The sequence below is a fragment of the Streptomyces aquilus genome (assembly GCF_003955715.1).
In the GTDB taxonomy this organism is placed as follows: domain Bacteria; phylum Actinomycetota; class Actinomycetes; order Streptomycetales; family Streptomycetaceae; genus Streptomyces; species Streptomyces aquilus.
Map to the genome: position 1 here is coordinate 4024512 of NZ_CP034463.1, position 25603 is coordinate 4050114.

Genomic DNA, 25603 nt, shown 5'->3' on the forward strand with positions numbered 1-25603 from the left:
GCGCATGAGTCCCAGGGTCAGCTACTGGGCTGGGCAGTGCGATTACGCGGCTACGGCCCGACCAACACGAGGTGTTGGTCGGGCCGTAGCCGTAGGGGAAGGTGTTAGAGGTGGCAGACGGAGCAGCCGGCCTCGTCATCGTCGGAGTCAAGTGCGTCGGACAGGACCTCCAGGAGGGGCCTGTTCGGCTTGACGCGCTTGGCCGCACGGTCCAGGGCCGCCTGGTGCTTGGCCTCGATCTCGTCCTTGCGCTCTATGAGCTCCGGGAGCGACTCGCCCTGTGACCAGGTGTAGTTGCGGCCCTTCATGGCCGTGTGGCGGAACCGGACCTTGTCCTCGTACTCCACGGCCTTGTCGTACAGGTCGGGGTGGCGCTCCTTGAGGCCGACCCACTCGTGCTTGCGCTGGAAGAAGCAGAAGTAGCAGCCCGAACGCGTGCGCCACTCGTAGTAGCCGGGGAGCCCAATGCCGGCTTCGTCGAGGATGCGCATCACGCCGTCCTTGTCGATGCCGTCCTCGCGGAAGGGGAAGACGGCATCGATGTTCGGCTTGGTGCTGACGTAGCCGAGGCGGTTCTCGTCGGCCCGGATCGCGACGTATGAGATGACCTTGTCGTCGCCGACCCACTCCTCCAGCGGCTTGATCTTCAGGTTCTTGGTGCACCAGCGCATCTGGGGGCTGGGCAGGGTGCCCTGGTAGACCTCCATCCAGTGATCGAAGTCCCGGTCGGCGTTGAGTCGCTCGATGGGCTTACCGAGGGCCGCTTCCAGCCGGTTGAGGTACTCGTACGTCTCTGGCAGTTCGGCACCGGTGTCGCAGAAGAAGTACTCCATCTCCGGCACGCGATCGCGCATGTAGATGGCGAGCGCCGACGAGTCCTTGCCGCCTGAGATCCCCAGGACGTGGCGAACCTTCTCCTGGGTGACTGGATCCGTCATGCCCCCTCCTTCGTTTCAGTTGCTGTGACAGCCGGCCCGTCGGCAACGCGTTGTGCAAGAGCGGCGAGCAGGATCCGTGCACCGTCGGGTCCGAGGGCCTGCTCAGCCTGCTGCAGTACGTCGGCCGCGAGCTGGTCGGCCTGGCCGCGGGACTGTTCCGGCACGTAGATCAGCGTCCGTCGTTCCGCTCCTGTCTTGTCCGTCAAGGTCAACAGCCGCGTCTCCAGATTTACTTCCTGCTCGCGGGGCTCGCTGCTGTCCTGGTAGAGGTGGGCGACGCGGTCGAGGGATGCGGACATCTCGCGTGCAAGGCGAGGGAAGATGCCTGCGTCCCGGTCATCCCAGTCTCCGAGGGCCTTGTTGGTGAGACGGACGACGATCGGGTCGAGCCAGTCCTCGTCAGCGAGGCTCTCGCTGAGCACGAAGTCGACGAAGCCCCGCAGCTCCGGGTTCAGTGACACCGTGGCGAAGCCGCTCAGCCGCGCCGCGAGTGTCGACCGCAGCTCGGGAAGCGTCGTGGGCAGACGGAACTCTTCGGCGAGAACCGCGACCACTTCTTCCCGCAGCGTGCGTTCGATTCCGGTGATCTCGTCTGCCGCTGCGGTCAGCCGGTCGGCATACTCCGTGGCGGCTGCCGCGTTGGCGCGGGTGCCGGCTTCGATGGGGGCGAGGCCCAGCGCCTTGGGCAGAGCCCTGAAGAGCAGGTCGTCTGGATCCTGGGAGTCTGCCAGGGCGTTGCGCACGGCGAGTGCATCCGGAGAGATGCGCTTGGTCTTGCGAGCGTAGCTGTTCAAAACCATGACGCGTTCGAGCAACGCCCTGGCTACGGACAGCAGATCAGGGTTGCGCAGTGCCTGTGAGCGTGGTGGTTCGACCTGCAAAGACACCAGGAGCTTCTTGATCACGCTGGCGCGCTGCCCCTGTCCGACCGGCGTGTATTTCACGTCGAAGCGGGCTGGGGCGGCGAGGATGCGGTCGACGACGTCCGGCGTCAGCCGGGGCAGGTAGGAGCCTTCTTCGAAGAGGGCGACATCGTGTCGGCGGATCACCAGGGCGGTGACGACCAGCAGAGGCCAGACACCGGCCTTCACCCCGTAGGGCGGGCTCATCAGGACCCGGATGATCTGGTCGAGGCTGGTACGCCGGGTTGCTGCGTCCAGCGCCTTCTGCAGCGCCTCCCAGACGGGCTGGGCGTGCTCGTGGCCCTCGCCTGGAGCGGAGAAGCCGTACGGCAGCAGGCTGCTGGTGGAATTCTCTGCCTGGATGGTGCTGTTGGCCCGGTGCAGGCCGAGGTAGGCCAGCGCGCCGCTGTAGATGGCTCGCTCCGGACCGTACCTTCCGGCCGTCGCGTCGAAGCCCAGGTATTGCTCGCCGGAGCGGGTGAGCATCGCGTCCAGCACATCGCTTCGGGCACGGGCAGCGTTGCTGGTGAGTGAGTGCCGTCCGAGCATCTCGTTGCGAATGTGCGGGGTGTGCGGGAAGACATTTTCGCAGGCGAGGGAGACGAGGCCGCTGAGGCTGCGGGCTGGCAGGCTCGAGCTGTCGGGGGACGTCTCGGGGGCCAGGCCGGCGTTCCACAGGTTCCAGGTGGCGTCCTGGGTCGGCGGGTAGAAGGCCGTCTGGATGACCTCCCGCAGCTCGGCCTCCGCCTGGACGGCTCGGTCGGTGACCTCGCGCCGGGCGACGTGATCGAGTTCCTTGTCTTCGAGTAGCTCTTTCAGGGCGATGAGGTGCGTGGCGGAGTTGAGTACCACGTCGGGGTGGGTGGTTGTTCCGAGGATCACCGGCAGCGTCGAGTTGACGGTGGGCAGCTGGTCCCGGGGGCCGAGGTGGAAGACGAGGAGTCCGTCGGCCGGGTCCTTCAGCTCGTCCGGCGCCTGGATTTCGCGGGTCTCTGGGCCGCTGACGGCGGTGAGGAACACCCGCATCATCCCGGTGACCTGGCTGTGGCGGCCGGCGACCACGGCGCTGGGGAGGTGTGCGCCCAGGCGCTGGACGATGGAGGCATCGTCGAGGTGACTGATGATCTCCTTCAGGCGGGCGTCGATGTCGAAGTCTGTGCCCTGCCAGACGCGGTACTCACCGCTGAATTCCCGGTGGACGAGGAAGCCGCGGCGGACGAGGTCGGCGAGCTGCTCCTCAAGGCCGGCGAAGGCGCCTGCATCGGTCAGGTCGGTGGGGTCGTGGAGCGCGAGGTGGATCATCTCGCTGGTTGCGCTGAGCGCGCCGTCGGCGTCGATGAGGTTCAGAACGCCGATGGTCTTCAGCAGTGCCTGGTCGGCGTCGGGCAGTCCGTTGGCTTCCTTGATGCGCGCGTCGACTTCGATCCAGCGGCCGGCGTTGGAGGCCGCGAGCAGAGAGGTCCGGCCGGAGTTGAGGAAGTAGTCGTACAGCTGTGGCAGCTGCACCGTGCTGGCGCGTTCGGCATCCGGCCGGGAGTGTGCGGCCAGCGAGTCGCGGACGGTGTTGGGCTCTCCGCTGTTGAGAAAGCCCGACAGGCTGCGGTCGTGCTGGCCGATTTGCGCCGCCAGGATCGGCGCGGCGATCGCCGTCAGAGGGTGCAGCGGGTACAGGTTGGCAAAGTCGTCGCTGGCCAGCTCGGTAAGGACGTTCAGGCCGTGGTTCTTCCACGCGAGGGCTGATGCCTGGGCCGAGGCGCGGATGAGGTCCTGGCCCGCTGCGTCGACCGCGGAGTGGTCCAGACGCCGGCGCAGGAGCTGCAGGGAGTCGCCGTGGTGCGGGACGAAGGTGACGTCTTCGAAGCGGCCCTGGATCTTTGCCCATTCGCGGATCTTGAGCTCACTGGACCGTGACGCGTAGTCCATGAACGACAGGTGCTGCAGGGTGACCAGGAAGACGGGCAGCCCGTTGGGCCCGGCGCTGTGCTCGGCGAGCTCCTGCAGGAGGAAGAGATCGTTCTCGGCGCCGGAGAATTCGTTGTGCCCGGCAAGGTGCTCCAGGGTCTTGCCGAACTCGTCGATGATCAGCAAGAGAGGCTGCTGATTGTCGGTCAGGGCCTTGATGGCGGCCATGACCTGCTTCGTCTTCGGCCCGGTCGTCGTCGGGTCTTCGCAGGCCGCGAGTGCTGCAACGACGTTCTTCGGGATGCGCTTGCCCCAGCGGCGCCTTGCCGCGGTGTCCAGCGCACGGGTCACGGTGGCGACCAGTGGTTCCCGCCGCGCGGTGGCCACGGCTCCGAGGAACCCGGTTCCCGTCCGCTCAGCCCGAGCTGTAGCGAGACGCTCGGCGAGGGCTGGGCTGGTGTCCGCAAGGATCCGGTGAGCCTCGTCGCGGCGGTCCTTGTCACGGCCGAGAAGCGCGTCGATCAGGTTAGCCAGTGTGGACTTCCCGGAGCCGTAGGGTCCGGTGAAGGACCAGGCTCGGGGACGCCGCAGGTCGCTGACAGCGTTGGCGATGCGCTCCAGTACGTCAACTGCCTTCGCGCCGACATACGGTCCGTGCAGTTCGTCCTCGACGTCGCGTTCGAGGTTGGTCGACCGCATCTGGGAGCCGACCAGTTCGATTCCGGCCGGGAACTGAGGGGTTGCCTCGTCCTGCGGGGTGCGGGAGGTCCGCGTGGGAGCTGCGGTGGTCACGCGTTCTCCTGAGTCGTGAACTGCTGCTGGTGGTCCTGGGACTTGCGTTCAGCCTTCTCGGCCTTCTCGGCCTCCTCTGCTTCGGCCAACTGCGGGTACTGCGCGCTCCATTCGTCCCGTGTGGGAAAGCCGGGGCGCCGGGTGACGTGGTCGTACTGCTCGTCGAGGATGTCCCAGGCGAGCGCCATCGGATCGCTGGAGAAGGACATGGTCCGCTGGCCGACGGCGTCCACCCGGTTGAGTTCCGGACGACCCGCGGCGACCTTGTCCAGGGCAGCGACGATCTCAGGCTCCCGGACCCGGAAGGCCCGGCCAGGCGCTCCGGGCTCGTTGGCAAGCCGCGCCAGAGAGATGGAGCCGGAACCCTCGGTGTCGCGGGCGGCGTAGTCGAGGCAGGCATAGACCAAAACGTGGGCGGGGAGAGAGGTGCGCGCGCCAGTGGTGAACTGCCACTCCTGCTTGCCCCGGGTGCCCACGGAGGTCAGCAAGTCCAGCTCACGGAAAGGGCAGGCCAAGAGGTCTTCATAGGTGGCGCGGGAACCGCTCTGTTCGACAGGCGTGCGCGCGTACATCTTGGTCAGGCACTCGACATCCCGGGTGATGGACGCCTCCACCGGTCCATCGCTGAAGGAGAAGTTGACATGCCGCGTCACGACCTGCGTCATGTCCGCGACGGTGAAGCGAGAGAACGGGGCAAGGTGAAACGCCGTGTACCACGCGGGAGCCCAGCATTTGGCGCCCGGCCGCGACGATACGAGCCACCAGTGCAACAGCCACAGGCTGCCAGGTTCCTCAAGGTAGGGATCGGCGCCATCCTTCTCGTCGAGCAGCCACCGCGCTTCCCAAGTCGGGGACGCGTACTGGGCCTTCGTCTTACCCGCCGGGTCGGCGTGCTCACGGGTGAGCTTGAACGCCTTTGACCAGTACCGCATGGCATGGACCATGTTCTTACCCACGCCGAGCAGGACCGGGGCATCTTCGGCAAGGAAAGCAGCCGGATTGTCCTTGACCTGCATGTACGCCTTATGCAGCCAGCCGAAGCGGGGGGCGAAGGTCTCATGGCGCGCGAAGCTGGAATGTGCGGCTTCCGCGAGCCTGCTGTCTGCCATACGAGGGCCTCTCAATACAAGAAGAGATAAAGGGAACTGCTGGAGTCAGTGAGCAAGCGCGCCGGCTGTCGCTGCCATGGCGGCGCGCACCTGGTGGACCGCACGCACCACCGCCTCGGCGGCTGCGGCGGTCTCGTCTGCGGTGGTGGCGTAGCCGAGGGAGAAGCGCACAGTGCAATCTGCTTCCTCCCGGCTCAACCCCATGGCGAGCAGGACGTGGCTGGGAGTTGGGGCTCCCGAGGCGCAGGCGCTTCCGTCGGATGCCGCTATGTGCGGCATGGCGGCCATGACTGCGTCGGCGGGGGCACCCGCGAAGGTGATGCTCGCCACACCGGGCAGGCGGGGGGCTTGTTGCCCGTTGATGCGGCATCCGCCCACAGCCGTGGTCACCATGTGCTCGAGCTGATCACGCAGTTGGGTCACGCGGGCGACGTCATCGGCAAGGTCACGGCTGACGGCTGCAGCGGCAGCTCCGGCGCCGGCGATTCCGGGCACGTTGAGGGTGCCGGCCCTCCACCCCTTCTCCTGTCCGCCACCGGTGATCAGTGGCCTGAACGGCAGTGGTGTGCCGCGGCGTACGAATAGTGCGCCAACGCCTTGAGGGCCGCCGAACTTGTGGGCCGACAGGGACAGAAGGTCGACGTCCACTTCGGAGAGGTCCAGGGGCAGCCGGCCGATCATCTGTGTGGCGTCCGTGTGGACCAGTGCGCCTGCGGCATGCGCCGCCTTGACGACCGGCGTGAGGTCGGTGAGAACTCCGGTTTCATTGTTGGCCGCCATCAGGGAGACGAGACCGACGTCGCCCCGGCCGAGCTCTTGCTCCAGGGCCACGGTTTCCACCAGGCCGTCCGCCCGCATCGGCAAAACGGTCAGCGATCCCGGCTCGTTTTGGGCCAGATCCCGGGCTGTCTCCAGCACCGCGGGGTGCTCTGCACCACTCGTCACGATCCGGGCCTCGCGGCGGTGAGCCGCGCGCAGCGCGAGATTGTTCGCTTCGGTTGCCCCCGACGTGAAGATGATCTCCCCGGGCGAGCAGTTCAGCAGGTCGGCAAGGTGCCGACGAGCGGTTTCCACGCGATGGGCTGCGCCCCGGCCGGGGTGATGCACACTCGACGCGTTACCAACGGCCTGCAGGGCGTCCACAACGGCAGCCAACGCTTCGGGCCGAATTGGCGCCGTCGCGTTGTAGTCGAGATATGCCGAAACCGGCCCATCAGACTCATCCCTCATGCCCCACCTCGTCTCGCTCAGCACCGCAGACAATCTACTCCTGGTGGAACCCGGACGTGCGCACCGGGGGCACCACCAGGAGTGAGTCGCGATGGTAGCGATCGAGATCGATCAGTCCGCGAAACCGACACTCAGCTCGGAGCGCAAACTGTAACTCGAACTAATGTTCCCTATTGCTTGAGTGCCTGCAACCGATATCGGGAAAGGGCATCTGTGCAGAGGCGGCACGGGATCCTCGATAGAGCCTGCCGCACCTCGTCAGCGCCTCTGAGCTGCGAATATCAATCGCTGAGACCCGAGTGTCAGTGCTTGGGTTTATGGTGATCAGGCACTGTAACCCTGGGGCGACTCAGAGTTGCGGGCAGCTCTGCATGCACAGAACTGAGGCGGGGGATCCGCAAGTTGACGGTCATTCAGACATCGAGGGGAAATCTCCCCTGTTCCGCAGGGGTGGTGAATCGATGACAGCGTGGTCGCCCGGCCTGTCCTTCCAAGCCGTGCTGGACAGCGCTCCCATGCCGTACATCCGCGAGCAGCTCGGCAAGCACATGTGCGCTCTGCTCGACCTCATCGACGGCGGAAGCGCCGGCGATGAGCGGCTCCGAGCAGTCGCCGCCGTGGCGGTGGACGCCGAGAAGCTCGTCTCCGATCAGACGGACCGCGAGGAGCTGCTGCGGCTCCTGCCCGCCGACAAGCAGACAGAGCTTGCCCAACGTCTTGGAGCGGACGGCGCGGGCACCGATGCCCTTCTCTACCTGAACGGTCTGAAGTGGGCGAGTGAGCAACAGCGGGAGTTGCTGGAGTTCTTCGGCTTCAGCGTCGACAGGGCACCTGCGCTGCCCCCGCTCTTTCGGCAAGACGCCGAACCCGAGTACGGGCTGTTCCCCCACCAACGGCGCGCAGCCGCACGCGTGAAGGAGTTGCTGTACGACGGACCGCGGCGGGTTGTCCTTCACCTGCCGACAGGCGTGGGCAAGACCCGCACCGGAATGAACCTGATCGCCGACCATCTGCGGCAGCACGAGCCCACCCTCGTGGTCTGGCTGGCGCGTGGGCAGGAACTGCTGGAACAGGCGGCTGCGGAGTTCGAGCGCGCGTGGTCCAAGCTCGGCGACCGTCCGATCACGGTCGTCCGGATGTGGGGCGAGGCGCCCACCGATGTGCAGGCGCTGACAGACGGCCTTGTCATCCTGGGGCTGGAGAAGGCCGTCTCCGCGGACAAGAGCGATCCGGAGCTTCTCCGCAAACTCGCATCGCGCAGCACCCTCACAGTCTTCGACGAGGCTCATCAGATCATCGCGCCGACCTACCAACGAGTGGTGGACGCCCTCACCATCCGCCCCGATGCCAGCTTGCTGGGCCTGACGGCCACCCCCGGCCGTACCTGGGCGGACGTCACTCAAGATGAGCGACTGTCGGACTTCTTCGCCCGCCAGAAGGTCATGCTGCAGATCGACGGATACAGCAACCCGGTAACCGCCCTCATCGAACAGGGCTACCTGGCCAAGCCCATCATGAAGACCGTCGCCTCCGAAGCCGGTCTCCATCTGTCCGCGCGCGATCAGCAACTGCTCGCGAAGTCCTTCGACATCCCGTCGGACATCATCGCGTCGCTGGCCAGCGACGAGCAGTGGAACCTCAAGGTCGTCCAGACCGTGCTGGAGCTACTAGAACGCCAGCACCGCAGGATCCTGGTATTCGCGGCCTCCGTTGACCACTGCCGCCTGATCGCCGCCGTCCTGTCGGCGCTCGGCCTCGATGCCGACTTCGTCACCGGCGAGTCCTCTCCCCGGCACCGGAACGATGCCATCAGACGCTTCAAGGGCGCCGGCCGACGCCCCATGATTCTTTGCAACTTCGGGGTTTTGACCACAGGCTTCGATGCCCCGGCGGCCAGTGCTGCCATCATCGCCCGACCGACCAAGTCGCTGGTCCTGTACAGCCAGATGGTCGGCCGGGTCATCCGCGGCCCCAAGGCCGGCGGAACCGCCACCTGCGAGATCGTCACCGTCGTCGACCCGGAGCTGCCCGGGTTCGGAGACGTGGCCGAGGCATTCACCAACTGGGAAGACGTATGGGAGACCGCGTGACCGGCGAGGGAAGCAAATACCGGATCGTCAGCCCTTCGCTGACCGTCAAGGCCATGCGCGACAGCGGCTACAAGAACACCGCCTACGCGCTCGCCGAGCTGATCGACAACAGCATCGACGCGGAAGCCACACTGGTTCAGGTCTTCGCCTGTGAGAGCCCGGTGCAGGGCGCCACCCAGACGAGGCACCGGGTGGACACCATAGCTGTCCTTGACAACGGCAAGGGTATGGACGCCGAACGCCTGCGGCGCGCCCTGAAGTACGGCGACGGCCTCGGGGGCGACCGCAACCGCATCGGGCGATTCGGCATGGGGCTGCCCAACTCCAGCATGTCCCAGTGCACCAAGGTTGAGGTCTGGTCCTGGACCAACGGGTCCCCGAACGCCATGTACACCTACCTCGATCTTGAGGAGATCAACGGCGGACTCGACGACGTCCCCCCTCCCGTACACCGCCCCGTGCCGGAGTACTGGAGCGACCTCAGCGAGGCACCGCTGGGCACCACCGGCACCCTCGTGGTCTGGTCGGACCTTGACCGGGTCAAATGGCACGGCGCCGGCGCCACCCTGCGCAACACTGCCGAGCTGATCGGCCGGGTGTACCGGCACTACCTCCACGACGGCAGGGTGGAGATCAAGATGGCGCCGGTCCGCGAAGGAAAGGTCCTCGAAGGAGACAACGGGGCGTACTTCGCCGAGCCCAACGACCCCCTGTACCTCATGGACTCAACGGGGACGCCGCCCCCGTTCGGGAACAAGCCCATGTTCGAGCCCTTCGACATGGGCAACGAGAAGGAACCCGGGGTCGCCTACTTCCCGATCACGGTCGACGGGACGAAGCACAACGTGAAGGTGCGGGCATCCATCGCCCGGCCCGAGGCCCGCCGCGCCGACGTCGAAGGTCACCCGTGGCCCGACAACGCGAACCCCAACCGCGACGCCGGTTTCCACCCGTGGGGTCAGCATGCTCGACGGAACATCGGGATTTCCCTGGTCCGGCAGGGGCGCGAACTCGACCTCGATTCCAAGTGGGCCATCGGGTACGACCCCGTCGAGCGCTGGTGGGGCATCGAGGTGGAATTCCCCCCGGAGCTCGACGACATCTTCGGCGTCACGAACAACAAGCAGACCGCCACGGTCTTCTCGTCTCTCGCCCACTTCGACTGGACGGCCGAGGCCGAGGGGGACGAGACTCCCAAGGCGTTCAAGGACCGCATCGCCGAATTCGGCGACCCGCGCCTGCCCCTGATCGATCTCGCGCTCTACCTGGAGAAGAACCTCCTGCCCGCAATGCGGCGGAAACTGAAGCAGCGCAGGCTGGGCCGGGGGGGCAAGAAGCGCCACGACGACGTCGTCACGTCCAAGGCCACGGACGCGGTGAAGCGCCGGCAGGAGGACGGTCACACGGGAACGACCGACCGCCTGGCAGAGGAGGCCACCGAGAACGACAAGCGCCAGGAGCAGTTCGCGGCGCTCACCGAGCGGCATCACCTCGACGAGGACACCGCCCAGTCCATGGTCGACGAGGCACTGGAGAAAGACTGGCGTGTCCGCTGGATTTCCAGCCCGCAGGACTCCACGGCGTTCTTCAACATCGACCTCATGGCCGGCATGCTCCAGGTGATCTTCAACACCGAACACCCGCTGCACAGCGAGCTGATGACCGTCCTTGAAGACGTGCCCGAAGACGCGAGCGAGGCCGAACTCCGCCAACGTCTCGCCCGCGCCTCCGACACCTTCAAACTCCTCGTATTCTCCTGGGCCCGTATGGAGGACGAGATCCCCAACAAGCGGGACCGCGCCAGGATCTCGGACGCCCGGCGTGACTGGGGCCGCTACGCCCGCGACTTCATCGAAGACGGGAGCGATGACGAGTGACGCAGCCGGACCACGTCTGGCAGCAGATAGCCGACCTGATGAAGGGCGCCACCACGCGAGTGATCCTCGTGGCGCCCTTCATCAAAAGGGCCGTCTTCGAGGAGACCCTCGCCTCGGTGCCGACCTCGGTGGAGACGATCGAATGCGTCACGCGCTGGACTCCGGCGGAAGTAGCCGCTGGAGTCTCCGATCCCGAGATCATCGAGGCGGCGGAGCGGGACGAACGCGTACAGATCACTCTCTGCCCGTCGCTGCATGCCAAGATCTACGTCGCCGACGACCGATGCCTGGTCGGATCCGCGAACCTGACCGGCAAGGCCACCGGCCGAGTCCCCAACGCCAACGTGGAGCTCTTGCTGGATGTACCCCTCACGCATCCCGAAGTGCAGCGCGTACTCAGCTTGATCGAGTCCCGCTCGACAGCTGCCACACCCTTGGTGGCCGCCCTTGTCCGGAAGCAGGCAGAACTTCTGAAGGAGGAACGCATCCCGCCTCCGGCCGAGGGCGAACCCGCCCCCCTTTGGTACCCGGAAACGAGACGCCCGGAGAACGTGTTCGCGCTCTACAACGGGCGAACACGATTCACCTCCCCGGTCGAGGCCGGCATCATCCAGGACCTTGCCATGCTCGATGTCCCGGCAGGTTTGGCGGAGCACGACTTCAACACGGCGGTCGAGGCTCGGCTGCACGCCATCCCAGAACTCCACAAGCTGCTCGTCGGCGAGCGCCTCAGCAACATCGAGCTCCAGGAGGCCATCGTGGAACGGACAGGAGACCCGGAAGACCAGGCGCGGAGGACGACGGAGACCCTCGCGGCCTGGCTGCAGCACTTCGGCCGCTATTACACCGAGGTGGGCTCGTGGGAGCTGCGGCCAGGACGGGAGCACACCTAAGATCTGCGTGCACGGCGTAGAGCGGCGGAGCAACTCCCCCGCTCATCGCCACCCCACGGAGACGAAGGTGATGGGAAGGCCCCCTCATGGCACAGGTGCGGGTCCCGTTCCTGCTGGGCCATGCCGAAATCGCCTCCCTCTATCAAGTGGAGCGCCAGACATCGCAGAAATGGCGGACGGAGGGCGCCCTCGCCGCACCTGACCTGGTCGCGTCCGGCAACCCGTACTGGCTGCTGGCGACGGTAATGCGGCTCAACGGCGCCGGCGACCGCCACGTGGCGCAAGACCAGCTGACCTCCTACAAGACCGGCATCCCCCGCGGCTACGAGGTCCAGGACAAGCAGGACTTGCCCGTCATCCTCGGCATCCAGGAGGTCGCCCGCATCCTCGCGAGGGACGCGCAGGCGATCTCCCGATGGCGTAACCGGCGACAGATCGCCGAAGCCGACCTGACCCTCTCCGGCTCCCCTCTCTGGCTCCTGGAGACCATCCTGGACGATGCGCAACAGCGGCAGCGCACCATCCTCCCGGCCGAGGTCGAGCTGCTACGCACAGGTCACCGCGCCCCGCAGAAACCACGTGGCCGCAGACAAAGAGCGCCCCTCACCCAGCCGCCACACAAGGCCCCGCCCGCAGCGCGAACGTTCACCGGTGCCGACCAGGCGGCAGCGGTCGAGTTCCTGGCAGCAGTCCTGGCAGAGGGACACTCTGTGGTCATCGAGCCGCGACCTTAGCCGGCCTTCCCGTCCTGACTGGGACGGAACCCAGGACGCGATATCGCCTCTAGGCAGTGTTCGCCGACAGCTGTGAGAGAAACACTTGATACCCCGCCCGCCAATCCATACTGTCTCTCACATGCCGATCTTGTCACGCACCCCCGGAGCCCACCACGACAACCCGACGGAAACGGGCCCACGGGCCGTTCTCGACCTCGCCGCTCACCAGTCAAGTGAATGCCCGCTGAGGGTCATCTCCTACGGAGGCGGAGTCCAGTCGACCGCGCTGCTGGTGCTGGCCGCCCAGCGCGAGATCGACTTCCCCACCTTCCTCTTCGCCAATGTCGGGGACGACAGCGAGCACCCGGCGACCCTCACGTACGTTCGCGAGATCGCCATCCCTTATGCCGAGCGTGCGGGCCTGGACATCCACGAGCTCAAGCGACGCCGCCGTGACGGGGCCACGGAAACTCTCATGCAGCGGCTGAACCGGCCAGATACCCGGTCGATCCCCATCCCGGTCCGTATGGCCAACGGCGCCCCTGGCCGCCGCAACTGCACCGCAGACTTCAAGATCAAGGTGGTCGGGCGGTGGCTTCGAGAGCATGGCGCCACCGCGAAGGCACCGGCGGCGGTCGGCATCGGCATTTCGCTCGACGAAATCCATCGCGCCAACCGTCGGCGGAGGGAAGCCCACGAGGTCATCGAGTACCCCCTCCTCGACCTCGGGCTGCGCCGAGACGACTGCGAGCGCATCATCACCGAGGCCGGCCTGCCAGTACCGCCCAAGAGCTCCTGCTTCTTCTGCCCCTTCCGAACCGTCGACGCCTGGCGTCACCAGCGCAGGCACGAGCCCGAGCTGTTCGCTCGGTCGGTCCGGCTCGAGGAGACGATCAACCGCCGACGGGCCGCGCTCGGCCGGGATGACGTTTATCTCACGAGGTACGGCGTCCCGCTCACACAGGCCATCCCCGATGAGCGCCCGGGGGAAGGCGACGTCGATGAGGATGAGGGAGCGTGCGACTCCGGCTGGTGCATGACCTGATACGTACCGAGCAAGCCACGATGGGTGGGGCCCGAAGCCATGGCGTCGGGCCCCACCCATCGTTTGCCCCTGGGATGCCGACGTGGCCGCCACACGGCACTGCAGATGCCGGAATCAGAGCTCAGGCGGCTCGCCGGGCTGGAGGTGGAGGACGGCGAGGTATTCGCCGTAGGGCATTTCTTCGTCCACCCATCGGCTGCCGCCTGCGGAGTCGGGAATCCACATGCCGTCGAGAAGGTACTTGTCGTCGAAGACGGCGACACGGTCTTCTTTCACCGCTGCCGCCATCAGCAGCTGCATCCCCAACAGCAGCACCGTGGAGGCTTCCTTGACCGTGCAGACCTCGGCGTGCCCCGTGGGGAAGACCTTCCCGTCCGCGTCACTGCCCGGCTCGGGGATGGGCGCATGGCCCCGGACCGCCATCTCGTGCAGGGCAATCGCCCGAGTCACCGCTGCCGCCACCGACGTGCCAGCGCCCGGCACGCCGTCCGGGGCATGCGTCCGCAGATGATTGGCGACCGCATGCGAGTGCACAGGCCACGTATCAGGGTGTTGTTGCAGCCGCTGCTCAGCGGCCTCGACGGCGAGGCCAGGCTCCGTGGTGTCCGGGTGCAGCAGCCGGACGAATCCTTCGAGTGCTGCGCGCAGGTAGCCGAGACGGACCTGGTGCTGCTGCCACTCCTCCATCATCTCGGTCCAGACGGCGTCGAAGTCGAGGCCCGCTGAGCACATGCCGCCGTCGTCGTAGGACATGTCGAACGTCACCGTGCGCAGGCCCTGGGCGAGACGCAGCCACTTGTAGGCCGTGTCCCAGCCGTTCTGCGCCCCGGGGACTCCTGTGACGGCGGAGGCATGCTCCACCCAGTCGGTGAGTTCACGGACATGGTCCTCGGGCTCGGACAGCGCGAGGGTGGACAGCGTTCGGTATGAGGGCAGGCAGGAGCCCTCCAGCCGGGTGGTGGTCATGGGTGGAGCGTGGCACACGGCACTGACAATCACTGCGGTGCCGAGAGCCGGAGCGAGGCTCAGGTGCTGGTGGTGCGCCGTACGAGCCTGTGGCCTCGCAACTCCCGCTCGCAGCGGACGAGTTCGCGCTCCCATCCCTCTTCCGTGCCGATCAGGTGCGGGCTCTCGTAAAGACCGGCGCGAACTTCGGCGTCGGTGAGCCGCCGGTACTTGGGTGCGTCGGGATCGTCCTCGGCAAGGAACTCGTGCTTGCGGTGCAGCAGGGGACGGTTGGTGGAGTCCGCGTACGAGGTGAAGGAGGACTTGAGGGTCTTCAGGTCGACGGCGTACGAGGCCGCGATTCGCGGGTGGGGATCCGTGTCGAACTCGGGGTAGTCGAGCCAGCTGACGCCGCGGCCCTGGTGGCGGAGCTTGACGACGGACCACTCGCCAGGACGGCCGGCGGCAATGCTCGCGCACTGCTCGTACAGGCGCAGCACGGCCGGGATCCGGTGGAGTGCGCGGCGGTGCACGTACAGGGCGGTCGCGGTGAACTTGCCGGCGATCGATCCGTTCATCGCCCGGCGGACGTAGGCGTCGTCGCGCAGTTTGAACAGCAGCCGATCCGCTCGGTGGCACGCCTCGGTGTACGACGGGAAGAAGGCACGGATGTCCAGTTGAACCGGCAGGGGCAGACTGCTGACCGGGCCTCGGCCGTGAAACAGCTCCAGCGCGAGGAACTGCAGTGTGTCGAGGGCCCCGCGCTCGGCGCTTCGTTCTACTTTCGCGGGGTCGGCCTCCTGTTCGGCAAGGCGCTTGAGTTCAGCGGGGCGCAGGTGGCCAAGGAGGCTGATGATGGGCTGTGGCATTTCCTCCAGCTGAGGCATCCTGCCGCGCTGTTCGAAATGAGCGACGACTGAGCTGATCGCCGAGGCGGTGTCCTCGGACGCCAGCCACCCCCCGTCAGGAGCCACCTGGCGGGCGAGATAACTCAGGCGGGCCGCATCGTCCTTGAACGCGTAAATGATGCCAGGCGCCGCCGACACGCAGCGGACGCCGGTGGCCTCCTCGACGTAGTCGCGCAGCTCGCCAGCGGCGTAGAGGCGCTGGAAGGTGCGGCGCTGCGTGAGAATGCCGTCGCCGTACTCCGCGCCTTTGATCTGGTTGCGCTCCCACCTCAACCGCGCGGACACGACCAGCACCGATTTGGCGAGGTCCCAGGCTCGTAGGAGCGTCTCGCGTCGTTCGGCGGGATTCTCAATGACGTTCAGGACGTAGGTGAGAAGGACCACTTCGGCCGGCTCACGCCGCCCGTCCGGGAAGTGGACCGGGTCCCACCCTGCGGCATCGAGGCCGAGGTGCTGCAGTGCCCTAACATCGCCGCCACGTCCACACCCGTAGTCCAGTACTCCCGTGTCGGGTTCCAGCTGGAGGTCACCGACGGCGCGACGAGCCGGCAGCGAGAGGCCGACTCGGCCGATCGCGGTCTGATGCCTCTGGCTGCTCCAAAGCTGCTGTGTCATCGGCGTCCCCTGATTCCACGGACAGGCCAGCATGCGACAGCACCGAACCTTAACTGACACCCGATCCAGCGACCCGGCTTACGCGGAGTCGCACCTCCCAGCTGACCTCGGGTGACGCCGCTCTCATCACGATTGCGGGCGTGGCGGGTCGTCCACGTGACGAGGCCGAAGGGCCTGCCCGGGTTACGCCTGAAGCCGGCAGGAGGGCGCGACGGCCGCGCAGGTGGCCCGGATCTCCGAAGAGGTGTGCCGCTCGCTTCAGCGCAGGGTGATGGGGCGCTTGGGCACGCCGTTGGCGAGTAGCCCGGCAACCAGGCCGAGGAGGCCGTCGGGATAGATCGTCTCTGGCGTCTCCCGCAGTTCTTGCAGCGTCCACCAGCGGTGGGCCTGAATGTTGTCGGGCTGAGTGGCTCGGGCAGGGTCGGCATCCGCGGGCTCAAGGTGGGCGAGAAAGTACCGCTCAACCTGTCGGACTGCCCGCCCGCCGACGGTTTGCTCCTGGCTGCGCTGGGCCAACTGCGTGCCTAGCGCGACGTTCTTTTCATCGACGCCGAGTTCTTCGCGCAGTTCGCGGAGCGCGGCAGCAGCGTGGTCCTCCCCTGCCTCCAGGGCGCCGCCGGGGGTGGCCCAGTAGCTTCCGCCCTCGTCGTGGTGGTGCAGCAGCAGGACCCGCTGGGCATCGTCGAGGGCGACGACGCGGGCGGCTTCCCGCAAGGGTGGGCTGATCATGCCGCCCATTGTGGCGTTCAGGCCCTCTCTCGACGAGACGGTCCCCCACTCACACGGTGTTCTGAACTCTTGCCGGGAAGGGCGCGAGTGCGTGGGCAGGTGCGTGCAGCCCGGCCGCACGGAGGACGTCAACACCTGGCGCAGCCGGACAGAGCGAGATGCCCGAATATCTCGGGATCCAACCCCGTGTGGTTGTTACGGTCCCGTACATGACGCTGCCTGTGACTCGTGCTGTTGATCTGCGCAGGGAATCGCTCGATGGAGTGCTGGACCGTGTGGAGCGGTCGCTGCAGGTGCGTCTCGATCGGGAGACAGTGGTGTGCAAGCGCCGTACCGTCGGGGCTCGGACGGACCGCGACAGTTGGGTGCGCGTCGAGCGGCGGGGGTTCGACCGGATCGGGGCACAGGGGTGGAATGGCCCTGAATCCGCTGCTGTCCTGAGCGGGGTCGTCATGCCCTCGTGGTACGCAGGGTTCTCGTGGCGCGAGCCGGGTGAACCGGTGATGTGGCGGGCGGACGAGATGGAACTGGTCAACGCCGCGCCTGTCGGGCAAGCCGCTCCTGTGATCGAAGATCCTCGTCTCCCGGATGCGTGGTGGTCCGCGCTGAACGCTTCCCTAGACGCGCTCGCTACCCAGTCCGCACCCCGTGTCGCCACGCCGGACACCGAAACCATCACGCAGGAGCTGGTGACAAGAACTCTTGGGGAGGTCTTTCCCGAGGTGACCGACACCATGGTGGAGGAGTGGCGGCCGGCCCATGCCGACCTGACGTGGGCGAACGTGACCGGCCCGGAGTTCTGCATGATCGACTGGGAGGACTGGGGCATGGCGCCACGCGGACTGGACGCGGCAACGCTATGGGGCTGTTCCCTCGCCCTCCCGGCCCTGGCGGAGCGTGTGTGGAGCGAGCGTCGGCCGGACTTGGAGAGCAGGTCCGGCCTGCTGATGGCTCTGTTCTTCTGCGCGAAGGTCGCAGGGCCGCACGCGCATCCCGAGGATCCTCGGCTGGAGCCGGCCAGGAAGGAAGCTGCGCGACTCATTGCTGAGCTTGGCGAGGTCGGGCAACGCCCCCACGGCAGCCGCCCGCACTGACCGTCATCCGGCCTCTGGCCAACCGTCGAACGAAAGGATCGGGCCCCCGTCCAGGTACCGCTGCACGGCGACCAGGGTCGTGTGCGTGAAGGGCTGCGGAAGGTCGTCCGGAGGCACCCAGGCGATGGTGTCGTGCTTGTGCGGTTCCGCATTGTGGGGAGTTCCGCTCCACCGGTCGGTATGGAAGATCAGGGCCATGAACATCCCCGGGACCTCCGCTCCCCAGGAGCCATGGACCACGTGGACGAGACGCAGGTCCGCCTCGGCAACCACGACGCCTGTCTCCTCCTTCAGTTCCCGTACCGCAGTCGCGGTGATCGGTTCCCGGGGCTCGCCCTTGCCGCTGGGAACATCCCACTCGCCAGGCGCGAAATCCAAATGGTGGCCCCGCCGCAGGATGAGGAGTCTGCCGCTGTCAGGATCCGTGACGAGAACAGCAGCGATGAGCCGCGTCGTCATCGGTTCGCTCTTCCACCGGGCCGCCGGCGGATCGGACTCAGTCAAATCGCCTTCCTCCAAACGATCTCAAAGCGTGGGAGCGATGCCCAACGCAGGAGACCGGTCAGTCTGCCGCAGAAGCCGTACGGTTCGCCTCGGCGTTTCGCGGCACGAACGCCCGCTGGTCGCCTTTCTCCACGCAACGCGCCGCTGACGGCAGGCGCCGAACAAACGCGCTCAGCATGAGCGTCAACCGTGACTGACCAACCCTCGGAACGTCGGCCACTGACGTGGCCGAGAAGGCCCTCTTGGCCACCTGTCGGACCGCTTCCACACTGACCGGAAGATCACGAACGAGGGGGCGCGATGGCTGCAAAAAGGAGACGCCGCAGTAAGGCCACACGACACCGCGAAGCCAAGCAGCGCATCAGTTTCGCGACGGCCGTCGTGGCAGCGGTCCTGTTCGTGCTGTGGCAGTCCCCCTGGCTCCTGATCAGCATCCTGTGCGCCACCGCGCTCGCCGGCCTGGGATGGATGCTGTGGAAGGCACACCTGCGGGAGCAGACGGGGGACCGCGCCTGGCGCGAGCAGAACCGGCGCATGGAACTCGAACGCTCCATGGCCACCATCGACGCCATGAGCTGGCAGGACTTCGAGCACTACGTCGCCGAACTGTGCCGCCGCGACGGCTGCACCAACGTCACCGTCACCGGAGGATCGGGCGATCTCGGAGCAGACGTCGTTGGCACACTTCCCGATGGCCGGCACCTGGTGGCCCAGGTCAAGCACTACGCACCCCACCGGTACATCCCCAGCGGGGACATGCAGAAGTTCGTCGGCACCGCGAAACTCGAGCACAAAGCGGATGTGGCGCTGTTCGTCGCCACCTGCCCGTTCGGGAAAGCCGCCCGAGACCTCGCTGTGCGGCACGACATCATCGCCATCAGCCGCGACCTGTTCGGCGCCTGGAACAGCGGCGCACCCCTGGAATCCCTGCTCCCACTTAACGGGGCCGGCGACGGGCCGCGCCGGAAGCCGAACACCAGCCGCGAGCCGGAGGCGGGCACCGCATAGAACCGCCCGGGTGGCGGTGTATACCTGACTACCCCACGACCCGGGCACCTCACTCTTGCGTGAACGCGCCTACGGGGTCAGGCGGTTCGGGCCGCGGAACAAGAACGTGGCCTCACGGATCGAGTCCAGGCCGAGCATCACCATCAGCACGCGGCCCAGCCCCATGCCCAGACCGCCATGCGGTGGGCAGCCGTAGCGGAAGGCGTTCAGATACTCCTGCAGCGGCTCGGTGCTCATGCCCTTCCCAGCGGCCTGCTTGACCAGCACGTCGTAGCGGTGCTCGCGTTGCGCACCGGTGGTGATCTCCAGCCCCTTCCACAGAAGGTCGAAGCTCAGCGTGAGGTCCGGCCGGTCCGCGGAGCGCATGTGGTAGAAGGGCCGGATGCTCGTCGGGTAGTGCGTGATGAACACGAACTCGTGGCCGGTCTGCTCCTTGATGTGCGCCGCAACGCCACGCTCACCCTCGGGGTCAAGGTCCTCCTTCCTCCCCTCCAGGTCCCAGCCCTTGGCGCGCAAGACCTCCTGAGCCTCGGCCATGGTGATGCGTGGGAACGGCACCTGAGGTGCGGTCACCTCGACCCCGAACACCTCGCGGATCGCTTCACCGTGTTGCTCGGCGACTTTGGCCAGGCCGTGCGCGAGCAGGCGCTCCTCGAAGCGCATAACGTCCTCGACGTCTGTGATCCATGCCAGCTCCACGTCCACGCCGGTGAACTCCGTCGCGTGCCGGGACGTGAACGACGGCTCCGCGCGGAACACAGGGCCGATCTCGAAGACCTTGTCAATGCCGGCGGCGATCGCCATCTGCTTGAAGAACTGCGGCGACTGCGCCAGGTAGGCGGAGCGGCCGAAGTAGCCGAGCTCGAATACCTCAGCGCCTGACTCGGAGGCCGTGTCCATGAGTTTGGGGGTGTGCATCTCTGTGCAGCCCTGGCTGTAGGCGTACTCGCGCATGCCCTGCTCGAAGGTGGTCTGCGTCGCGAACAGCAGCTGTGCCTCGGGGCGGATCCGTACGTCGAGGAACCGCCAGTCCAGACGGTGCTCGAGGCCGGTCTGCTCGTCGATCGGGAGCGGCGTCTCAGCCCGGTTCAGCACCTCAACACTTTCGGGGATGAGCTCCAGGCCGCCGAGCTTCACGATCGCGTTGTCGACCACCCGCCCAGTGATGCGGACCGCGGACTCGGCAGTCAGATTTTCCAGGGCAGCCTCGGTTTCGTCGCCCTCACCGCCACGCCGATGGGTGACCTGCACCATGCCGGTGTGGTCGCGTACGACTACGAATTGCATCCTGGCCTGCAGCCGGAGCGTGTTCACCCATCCGGAGACAGAAACGGTCTCACCTACGTGTTGCCGCAGCTCAGAGACCAATACACGGCTAGTCGTGTGGATCATCGCAGCCCTCCAAGGGGCGTCGTCATGATCCCTTGGGAGCGTGGGCGAGAAGGGTACTCGCGGTGCCACCACGCCTTTGCCACCACCAGACAGAGGCGGCCTCATTCATGCCCGATGACGGGGGCCAGCCGGCGGGGCATTAGGCCACAGGGGCCGTTCCTCCCCGCGCTCAGGAGGGTCTTCACCAAAGGGCGCGAGACCGCCTTCACAGCTATGGGCAGCTCTCTCTGCTCGCGTGATCCCGCGGCTACTCGTCTCCTTCGACGCGTTGCATCCAGGATAGAAGGGCGTCAAATGCGGCTGCAACAAGTAATCAGATGGGTGCTGCTCTTCCAGAGTGACCAAGGCCATCACGCGGTGAAGTCGTATCCGTCCTGGCGGCGGGCGTGGCTCCGGTGCCTACAAAAAGGCCGTACCCGGGTCAGGTTACGGCAGTAAGTTGTGCTGATGACCGAATCCCCGCCGCCCGGCGGCGCTGTGCTCGATGTGGACGAACTGGAGGCCCGCTGGGCGGACGCCTGGCGTCCGGAACAAGTCGCGGAGCGGTTGGACGGGGTCGGTGCGCCCTGGTGCGTCGCGGCCGGGTGGGCGCTGGATCTGTTCCGCGGGCAGGAGTCGCGGCCGCACGGCGATCTGGAGATCGCGGTGCCCGCGGCGGGGTTCCCGGAGATTCGGCACCGCTTCCCCGAGTACGTGTTTGACGCGGTGGGTTCGGGGCGGGTCTGGCCGAGCGCGGGAACTGAGGAGCTGGCGGCCACGCACCAGACCTGGCTGCGGGATCCGGCGAGCGGTCAGTTCCTGTTTGACGTCTTCCGTGAGCCGCACGAGGGCGGGGCATGGATCTGCCGACGGGACGAGAGGCTGCGGCTGCCATACGACGCGATCATTGAGCGAACGGTTGACGGGATCCCGTACCTGGTACCGGAGTTGGTGCTGCTGTTTAAAGCGAAGGCGGCACGACCCAAGGATCAGGCAGACTTCGACGGGGTGCTGCCGCTGCTGGGCCGGGCGCGGCGGGATGTCCTTAGTAGGTGGCTGGAGCTCGTCCACCCCGGACATCCGTGGCTGGCGGAGCTGACGAGGTGAGTGGCGCAGGTCGCGCCAGAGGATGGCCAAGGACCATGCAGCCGGCGAGGACTGGCTGGCCGAGCACGTCCTGATCGTGCTTGCCGCTCCTCGTCCCCGCTCACGGCCGCCGGAGTGGTCAGCGTGCTGCGACCGGAGGATCAGGACGTTGTGCATGACCCACTTGCGCAACATCCCGAGCACCACGACGGTGCCGTCAGGCTGCTGATGTTGTTCGAGGATCGCCGGTAGGAATCTGCTGATCGCAAGGCCGGAGGCGTTCAGCGTGTGGACGATCCGGCTACACGCTGTGACTCTTCGTAGGAACGACGAGGTGCCCCGTGATCAGCCCCGCGAGCGGCTGCCCACCGCTCCTCCGTCCACAACGTCGGTCTCGCCTGCGCCCTGACATGGATCCAGTTTTTCGAAGTCAGTGATCAATGTAGGGCGCCAAGACGTGACCGTGGTCGGGTACACCCTCTGGCTCGACCGCAACGGGTGCGCTGGAAGCGGCCGAGGGTGTCCTGGGACCATGGGCTTCATGACTGAGATTCCGTTGTCGGGCGGACGTATTACACCCGGCGTGGTCAGGGTTGGCAACACGGTCCGCCGTCCCGCCTCAGCAGCATCTGGGTTCGTCGCGGAGCTGCTCGACCACCTACAGCAGCGCGGCTTCAATGGCGCGCCGCGTCGCTTCGGGCGCGATGCTGCTGGACGGGACGTCTTCAGCTACCTGCCAGGCTGGGTGCCAGCGCGCTTTCAGTGCTGGGGCGACGCTCAGGTCGCCGCCGCCGGTGCGCTGCTTCGCGCCTTCCACGATGCCACCCGTGGCTGCCGCCTGGCCGGTCCGCACTCCGTGGTCTGCCATCACGACGTGGGACCGAACAACACCGTCTTCGTCGACGCGGTACCGGTGGCCTTCATCGACTTCGACACCGCCGCACCGGGCGACCCGCTTGAAGACCTCGGCTACATGTGCTGGACATGGTGCGTCTCGTCCAAAACCGCAGGCCCAACCGCACGCGCCCAAGCGGCACAAGTCCGCGTCCTCGCAGATGCCTACGGAGCGGACGCCGCTTCACGCTCACATCTGGTAGACGCCATGCTCGACCGCCAAGCCCGCAACGCCCAGTGGTGGAGCAGCCGACTACAGGGGCTGTCCGCAGAAACCGCCGAGCACGATGTGGTCAGCAACCGGATCCTCTGGTCGGAGCAGGAGCACGCCTACACAATGGCCCACCGCGAAGTATTCTCCGCCGCCCTCCAGCGACTTTGAGGGCGAAAGCTTCATCAGCGGCACGACCTGCAGTGTCAGCGCATACCGACCGACCCCCGCTACAGGTCGGAGATTCATGCCGTGAATCGCGCCTTACTGGCGTGCCAGATTCAGGCGCGCAATATAGCGGCGGAGTCCCGGTTACCGAAACCGGGACTCCGCCGCACCATTGGTAGTCCACCGCCATTCCCTGACCACCGCCGTGGAAGGACAGCACACGACGACAACTGACCACCGAAAACTCGCCCTGCAATCCTCCCGGCTGTGAAGCTTCTACGCCGCGGTGTAGCTGAGGCGGAACAGGTCCTGGGCGTGCTCCAGGTCCCGGTCCGTGCGCAGTTGCACCTCCAGGTCGCCGGTTCCGTGGTGCCCGAGCCCCGTCACGTCCCGGGTGAACCCGGGGACGAGGTCGACCTTCTTGGGGTCGGCCTTGAGGTAGACGAGCAGCTTGGTCTTCTGCGGCGGGCAGACGCAGGCGAAGTTCCGCAGCCGCTGGTACGCCCGGTAGGTCCGGTTCTCGACCTTGGTGATGTCGTCACCGAGCCCGAGCAGTACCTCGTCGACCGCAGCGGCCAACTCCGTTATCGCCCCGTGTTCCCGACGGCCGCGCAGCGCCTCCACCCCGTGGCGACGCCGGCCTGCTGTGGAGACGGCAGTCTGGCCGGTGACGGAGGCGACCGTCTCAAGGCCGATGTGCTCGTTGCCGAAGAACCGGTAACGGACCAGGTCGATCGAGCGGCGGTGCTCGCGCACGGCATGAACGTCGTAGCGAGTGAAGTCGCCGGCCACGCAGATCAGCCTCGGTGCGCTCCACAGCACCTGGGCCGCGACCGCAGCCCCGAGCCTGTCGCGGACCAGGTGCCGGAACGCGTCCTTGTGGTCCATCAGCCACGCCATGTAGAAGAGACCCTGATGGATCACGCCTGCGTCGGTACCGCGCTTGTATTCCACGATCGCGGGCGCGTTGTTCTCGTCGATGCCCAGCGAATCGATGCGTCCGCCGTGGACGGGACCGGTGCCGTACTCGCTCGCCAGGAACCGCACCCCGAGCATGGTCTCCATGTGCGCCTCAATGAGGTCCTGCACATCCGCCTCGACCTCAGCAAGACGCGGCGCAACCTCGGTCACGCCGCTGTTTGTCGTGTGGAACAGCTTCAGGCCCGACACCTTCCCCTCCTCGGCTCGGAGATCACCAACGCCGGCAGGTGCAGGATTGTTTCCGCGGGAGGCTTCGGTGCCGTGAAGAAAGTGTGAGACCCTACGTTCGGTCTGGCTGGGGAGCGCTTGCGTCCCCTGGTCACCAGGGATCTACGATTCCCCCATGCGTCCCCCGCGACCCGGGGGACAGCGCTAGGAAGCTGCGTTCTCGCAGGTCAGCCCCCGTAGCTCAGTGGATAGAGCAGGTGCCTTCTAAGCGCTTGGCCGCAGGTTCGAGTCCTGCCGGGGGCGCCCTTTTCTCGCCGCGTGGTGTTCAGGCCACCCGCCGGTAAATCCCCTCGCTCCGCCGCAGATGCTGCAAGTCCACCAGGTAGCGCCGGAGCGTCACATGGTCGGTGTCGCCGTCCTCGCACCAGGCCCGGAGTTTCTCGTTGACCGTCCGTTCCGGGTACTCGACGCCCGGTTCGAAGGTTTGCTCGGCGATGTGTTGCAGTACCCGCTTCTTACGGGTCCACTGCGCCGGCAGGCGTACGAGTCGGCCGTCCCGTACGAAGGTCCGCAGGAGCTGGTCGGTGTTCTCGTCCCCCGACCCCGGGTTCCCGGCGGCCTGCGTCGCCTCCTCCCGGTCCGCGCGCGCGGACTGGCGGAACAGGTCGTAGGCGACGACCAGCCGGGAATCGCCCCCGGCCTCGTCGCCGTCCGTCGCCTTCACCACCCTCACCGCCCCCTGCTCGCGCAGCTTCAGCAGGGCCAGGGCCGTTTCCTTCGCGGGCACTCCCGCCGCCCGGGCGATCTCCGCCGGGGTACCGGCCCCCAGCGCGACCGCGGCGAAGACCCGCACCCGGTTCTCGTCGGTGAACAGCCGGATGAGTCGGTCAGTAGCCATGCCCGGAGGCTAGTGGAGGGCCCACACCCCGGCTAAGCGATTTTCCGCCCCCTCCAGGCGACCCCCTGTTCAAAAAGGGTGATCCGCACATGATCGCCGTTACCAGCGGTGAGCGGCGGCGTTGAACGGGAAGTGCGGTGGCGCGTCCTGCTGCCGCACGGTCATCAATCCAAAAGGAGAACGTGATGTCTCGCATCGCGAAGGCTGCCGGAGTCGCCCTCGGCGCCGGTGCCATGGCGCTCGGCGGCGCCGGTCTGGCCATGGCGGACGCGGGCGCCCACGGCGAGGCCGTCGGCTCGCCGGGCGTCCTGTCGGGCAACCTCGTCCAGGTCCCGATCCACGTGCCGGTCAACGTGTGCGGCAACACCGTGAACGTGATCGGCCTGCTGAACCCGGCGTTCGGCAACACCTGCGCCAACATCAGCGACGGTCACGACGACAAGGGCGGCTACGGCTACGGCGACTGACGTCCCGTCCGTACCGAAGAGCCCCGGCACTCCGAGCGCCGGGGCTCTTCCCATGTCCCGCG

Annotated in this window: 21 protein-coding genes and 1 tRNA gene; 11 read left to right on the forward strand and 11 right to left on the reverse strand. The window is 66.8% G+C overall.

The genetic code is table 11. The features are described 5' to 3' along the window. Nucleotides 1-104: 104 nt before the first annotated feature. From EJC51_RS18540 to EJC51_RS18555, 4 genes are read right to left on the reverse strand one after another with little or no spacing between them, the layout of a single operon-like run. Nucleotides 105-938, reverse strand: coding sequence for a phosphoadenosine phosphosulfate reductase family protein (locus EJC51_RS18540; protein ID WP_126272101.1), 834 nt, complete (start codon nt 936-938; stop codon nt 105-107). Continuing rightward, nucleotides 935-4534, reverse strand: coding sequence for a P-loop NTPase family protein (locus EJC51_RS18545; RefSeq protein WP_126272102.1), 3600 nt, complete (start codon nt 4532-4534; stop codon nt 935-937). Before EJC51_RS18545 ends, EJC51_RS18540 begins: the two co-directional genes overlap by 4 nt. Further along, on the reverse strand, nt 4531-5643 hold the full coding sequence (locus EJC51_RS18550; protein ID WP_126272103.1) for a DUF4007 family protein: 1113 nt from the start codon (nt 5641-5643) through the stop codon (nt 4531-4533). Before EJC51_RS18550 ends, EJC51_RS18545 begins: the two co-directional genes overlap by 4 nt. 45 nt (nt 5644-5688) lie before the next feature. Then, nucleotides 5689-6897, reverse strand: a complete 1209-nt coding sequence (locus tag EJC51_RS18555) for a cysteine desulfurase family protein (protein ID WP_208870723.1) — start codon at nt 6895-6897, stop codon at nt 5689-5691. Nucleotides 6898-7334: 437 nt separating this feature from the next. Here EJC51_RS18555 and EJC51_RS18560 point away from each other — a divergent pair, with 437 nt between their 5' ends. From EJC51_RS18560 to EJC51_RS18580, 5 genes are all read left to right on the forward strand, one after another. Beyond that, nucleotides 7335-8963 carry a DEAD/DEAH box helicase gene (locus tag EJC51_RS18560; protein WP_126272104.1) on the forward strand — a complete coding sequence of 543 codons (1629 nt, stop codon included), beginning with the start codon at nt 7335-7337 and terminating at the stop codon, nt 8961-8963. Beyond that, nucleotides 8960-10840, forward strand: coding sequence for an ATP-binding protein (locus tag EJC51_RS18565; protein ID WP_244362725.1), 1881 nt, complete (start codon nt 8960-8962; stop codon nt 10838-10840). The genes EJC51_RS18560 and EJC51_RS18565 overlap by 4 nt, the downstream gene beginning before the upstream one ends. Continuing rightward, nucleotides 10837-11733: a phospholipase D family protein gene (locus EJC51_RS18570; protein WP_126272106.1), complete on the forward strand. Its 897-nt coding sequence runs from the start codon at nt 10837-10839 to the stop codon at nt 11731-11733. The genes EJC51_RS18565 and EJC51_RS18570 overlap by 4 nt, the downstream gene beginning before the upstream one ends. A gap of 86 nt (nt 11734-11819) precedes the next feature. Beyond that, nucleotides 11820-12467, forward strand: a complete 648-nt coding sequence (locus EJC51_RS18575; RefSeq protein WP_126272107.1) for a hypothetical protein — start codon at nt 11820-11822, stop codon at nt 12465-12467. Between the two features lie 226 nt (nt 12468-12693). Next, nucleotides 12694-13494: an adenine nucleotide alpha hydrolase family protein gene (locus EJC51_RS18580; RefSeq protein ID WP_126277032.1), complete on the forward strand. Its 801-nt coding sequence runs from the start codon at nt 12694-12696 to the stop codon at nt 13492-13494. A 114-nt stretch (nt 13495-13608) separates the two neighbouring features. Here the strand turns inward: EJC51_RS18580 and EJC51_RS18585 are convergent, their stop codons facing one another. The 3 genes from EJC51_RS18585 to EJC51_RS18595 form a co-directional block, all read right to left on the reverse strand. Continuing rightward, the gene (locus tag EJC51_RS18585) at nt 13609-14460 is read right to left on the reverse strand and encodes a hypothetical protein (protein ID WP_126272108.1); all 852 of its coding nucleotides are present in this window, start codon (nt 14458-14460) and stop codon (nt 13609-13611) included. A gap of 59 nt (nt 14461-14519) precedes the next feature. Next, complete coding sequence (locus EJC51_RS18590) at nt 14520-15995, reverse strand: DNA phosphorothioation-associated putative methyltransferase (RefSeq protein WP_341870649.1); 1476 nt, start codon at nt 15993-15995, stop codon at nt 14520-14522. A gap of 225 nt (nt 15996-16220) precedes the next feature. Beyond that, entirely contained in the window at nt 16221-16691 is a 471-nt protein-coding gene (locus EJC51_RS18595) for an NUDIX hydrolase (RefSeq protein ID WP_126272109.1), read from the reverse strand. A 209-nt stretch (nt 16692-16900) separates the two neighbouring features. On the opposite strand from EJC51_RS18595, the gene EJC51_RS18600 reads away from it, so the two are divergent. Further along, entirely contained in the window at nt 16901-17785 is an 885-nt protein-coding gene (locus EJC51_RS18600) for a hypothetical protein (protein WP_126272110.1), read from the forward strand. Between the two features lie 3 nt (nt 17786-17788). On the opposite strand, the gene EJC51_RS18605 is transcribed toward EJC51_RS18600, so the two are convergent. After that, nucleotides 17789-18244: an NUDIX domain-containing protein gene (locus EJC51_RS18605; protein WP_126272111.1), complete on the reverse strand. Its 456-nt coding sequence runs from the start codon at nt 18242-18244 to the stop codon at nt 17789-17791. A 345-nt stretch (nt 18245-18589) separates the two neighbouring features. Between EJC51_RS18605 and EJC51_RS18610 the strand changes: the two genes are divergently transcribed. Beyond that, nucleotides 18590-19297 (forward strand): restriction endonuclease, encoded by a 708-nt coding sequence (locus tag EJC51_RS18610; RefSeq protein ID WP_126272112.1) that lies wholly within the window; start codon nt 18590-18592, stop codon nt 19295-19297. Nucleotides 19298-19366: 69 nt separating this feature from the next. Here the strand turns inward: EJC51_RS18610 and aspS are convergent, their stop codons facing one another. After that, nucleotides 19367-20689, reverse strand: coding sequence for an aspartate--tRNA(Asn) ligase (gene aspS / locus EJC51_RS18615; protein WP_126272113.1), 1323 nt, complete (start codon nt 20687-20689; stop codon nt 19367-19369). A gap of 447 nt (nt 20690-21136) precedes the next feature. On the opposite strand from aspS, the gene EJC51_RS18620 reads away from it, so the two are divergent. Together EJC51_RS18620 and EJC51_RS18630 are read left to right on the forward strand one after the other, a co-directional pair. Then, on the forward strand, nt 21137-21775 hold the full coding sequence (locus EJC51_RS18620; protein ID WP_126272114.1) for a nucleotidyltransferase domain-containing protein: 639 nt from the start codon (nt 21137-21139) through the stop codon (nt 21773-21775). A gap of 520 nt (nt 21776-22295) precedes the next feature. Then, nucleotides 22296-23030: an aminoglycoside phosphotransferase family protein gene (locus EJC51_RS18630; protein ID WP_126272115.1), complete on the forward strand. Its 735-nt coding sequence runs from the start codon at nt 22296-22298 to the stop codon at nt 23028-23030. 273 nt (nt 23031-23303) lie between these two features. Here EJC51_RS18630 and EJC51_RS18635 read toward each other — a convergent pair whose 3' ends face one another. Then, nucleotides 23304-24197 (reverse strand): DUF5655 domain-containing protein, encoded by an 894-nt coding sequence (locus EJC51_RS18635; protein WP_126272116.1) that lies wholly within the window; start codon nt 24195-24197, stop codon nt 23304-23306. A gap of 209 nt (nt 24198-24406) precedes the next feature. Here EJC51_RS18635 and EJC51_RS18640 point away from each other — a divergent pair. Next, a tRNA-Arg gene (locus EJC51_RS18640) sits at nt 24407-24479 on the forward strand. A gap of 22 nt (nt 24480-24501) precedes the next feature. Here the strand turns inward: EJC51_RS18640 and EJC51_RS18645 are convergent. Further along, nucleotides 24502-25074 (reverse strand): DUF2087 domain-containing protein, encoded by a 573-nt coding sequence (locus tag EJC51_RS18645; protein WP_126272117.1) that lies wholly within the window; start codon nt 25072-25074, stop codon nt 24502-24504. A gap of 185 nt (nt 25075-25259) precedes the next feature. On the opposite strand from EJC51_RS18645, the gene EJC51_RS18650 reads away from it, so the two are divergent. Beyond that, nucleotides 25260-25541 (forward strand): chaplin, encoded by a 282-nt coding sequence (locus EJC51_RS18650; RefSeq protein ID WP_126272118.1) that lies wholly within the window; start codon nt 25260-25262, stop codon nt 25539-25541. Nucleotides 25542-25603: the final 62 nt, after the last annotated feature.

Bases quoted from the DNA above. Each gene is read 5' to 3' on its own strand.
- EJC51_RS18540 (WP_126272101.1), bottom strand. From the start codon at position 938: ATGACGGATCCAGTCACCCAGGAGAAGGTTCGCCACGTCCTGGGGATC.
- EJC51_RS18645 (WP_126272117.1), bottom strand. From the start codon at position 25,074: ATGGCTACTGACCGACTCATCCGGCTGTTCACCGACGAGAACCGGGTG.
- EJC51_RS18595 (WP_126272109.1), bottom strand. From the start codon at position 16,691: ATGATCAGCCCACCCTTGCGGGAAGCCGCCCGCGTCGTCGCCCTCGAC.
- EJC51_RS18610 (WP_126272112.1), top strand. From the start codon at position 18,590: ATGGCTGCAAAAAGGAGACGCCGCAGTAAGGCCACACGACACCGCGAA.
- EJC51_RS18630 (WP_126272115.1), top strand. From the start codon at position 22,296: ATGACTGAGATTCCGTTGTCGGGCGGACGTATTACACCCGGCGTGGTC.
- EJC51_RS18575 (WP_126272107.1), top strand. From the start codon at position 11,820: ATGGCACAGGTGCGGGTCCCGTTCCTGCTGGGCCATGCCGAAATCGCC.
- EJC51_RS18650 (WP_126272118.1), top strand. From the start codon at position 25,260: ATGTCTCGCATCGCGAAGGCTGCCGGAGTCGCCCTCGGCGCCGGTGCC.
- EJC51_RS18600 (WP_126272110.1), top strand. From the start codon at position 16,901: ATGACGCTGCCTGTGACTCGTGCTGTTGATCTGCGCAGGGAATCGCTC.
- EJC51_RS18590 (WP_341870649.1), bottom strand. From the start codon at position 15,995: ATGCTGGCCTGTCCGTGGAATCAGGGGACGCCGATGACACAGCAGCTT.
- EJC51_RS18605 (WP_126272111.1), bottom strand. From the start codon at position 18,244: ATGACGACGCGGCTCATCGCTGCTGTTCTCGTCACGGATCCTGACAGC.
- EJC51_RS18620 (WP_126272114.1), top strand. From the start codon at position 21,137: ATGACCGAATCCCCGCCGCCCGGCGGCGCTGTGCTCGATGTGGACGAA.
- EJC51_RS18550 (WP_126272103.1), bottom strand. From the start codon at position 5,643: ATGGCAGACAGCAGGCTCGCGGAAGCCGCACATTCCAGCTTCGCGCGC.
- EJC51_RS18585 (WP_126272108.1), bottom strand. From the start codon at position 14,460: ATGACCACCACCCGGCTGGAGGGCTCCTGCCTGCCCTCATACCGAACG.
- aspS (WP_126272113.1), bottom strand. From the start codon at position 20,689: ATGATCCACACGACTAGCCGTGTATTGGTCTCTGAGCTGCGGCAACAC.
- EJC51_RS18560 (WP_126272104.1), top strand. From the start codon at position 7,335: ATGACAGCGTGGTCGCCCGGCCTGTCCTTCCAAGCCGTGCTGGACAGC.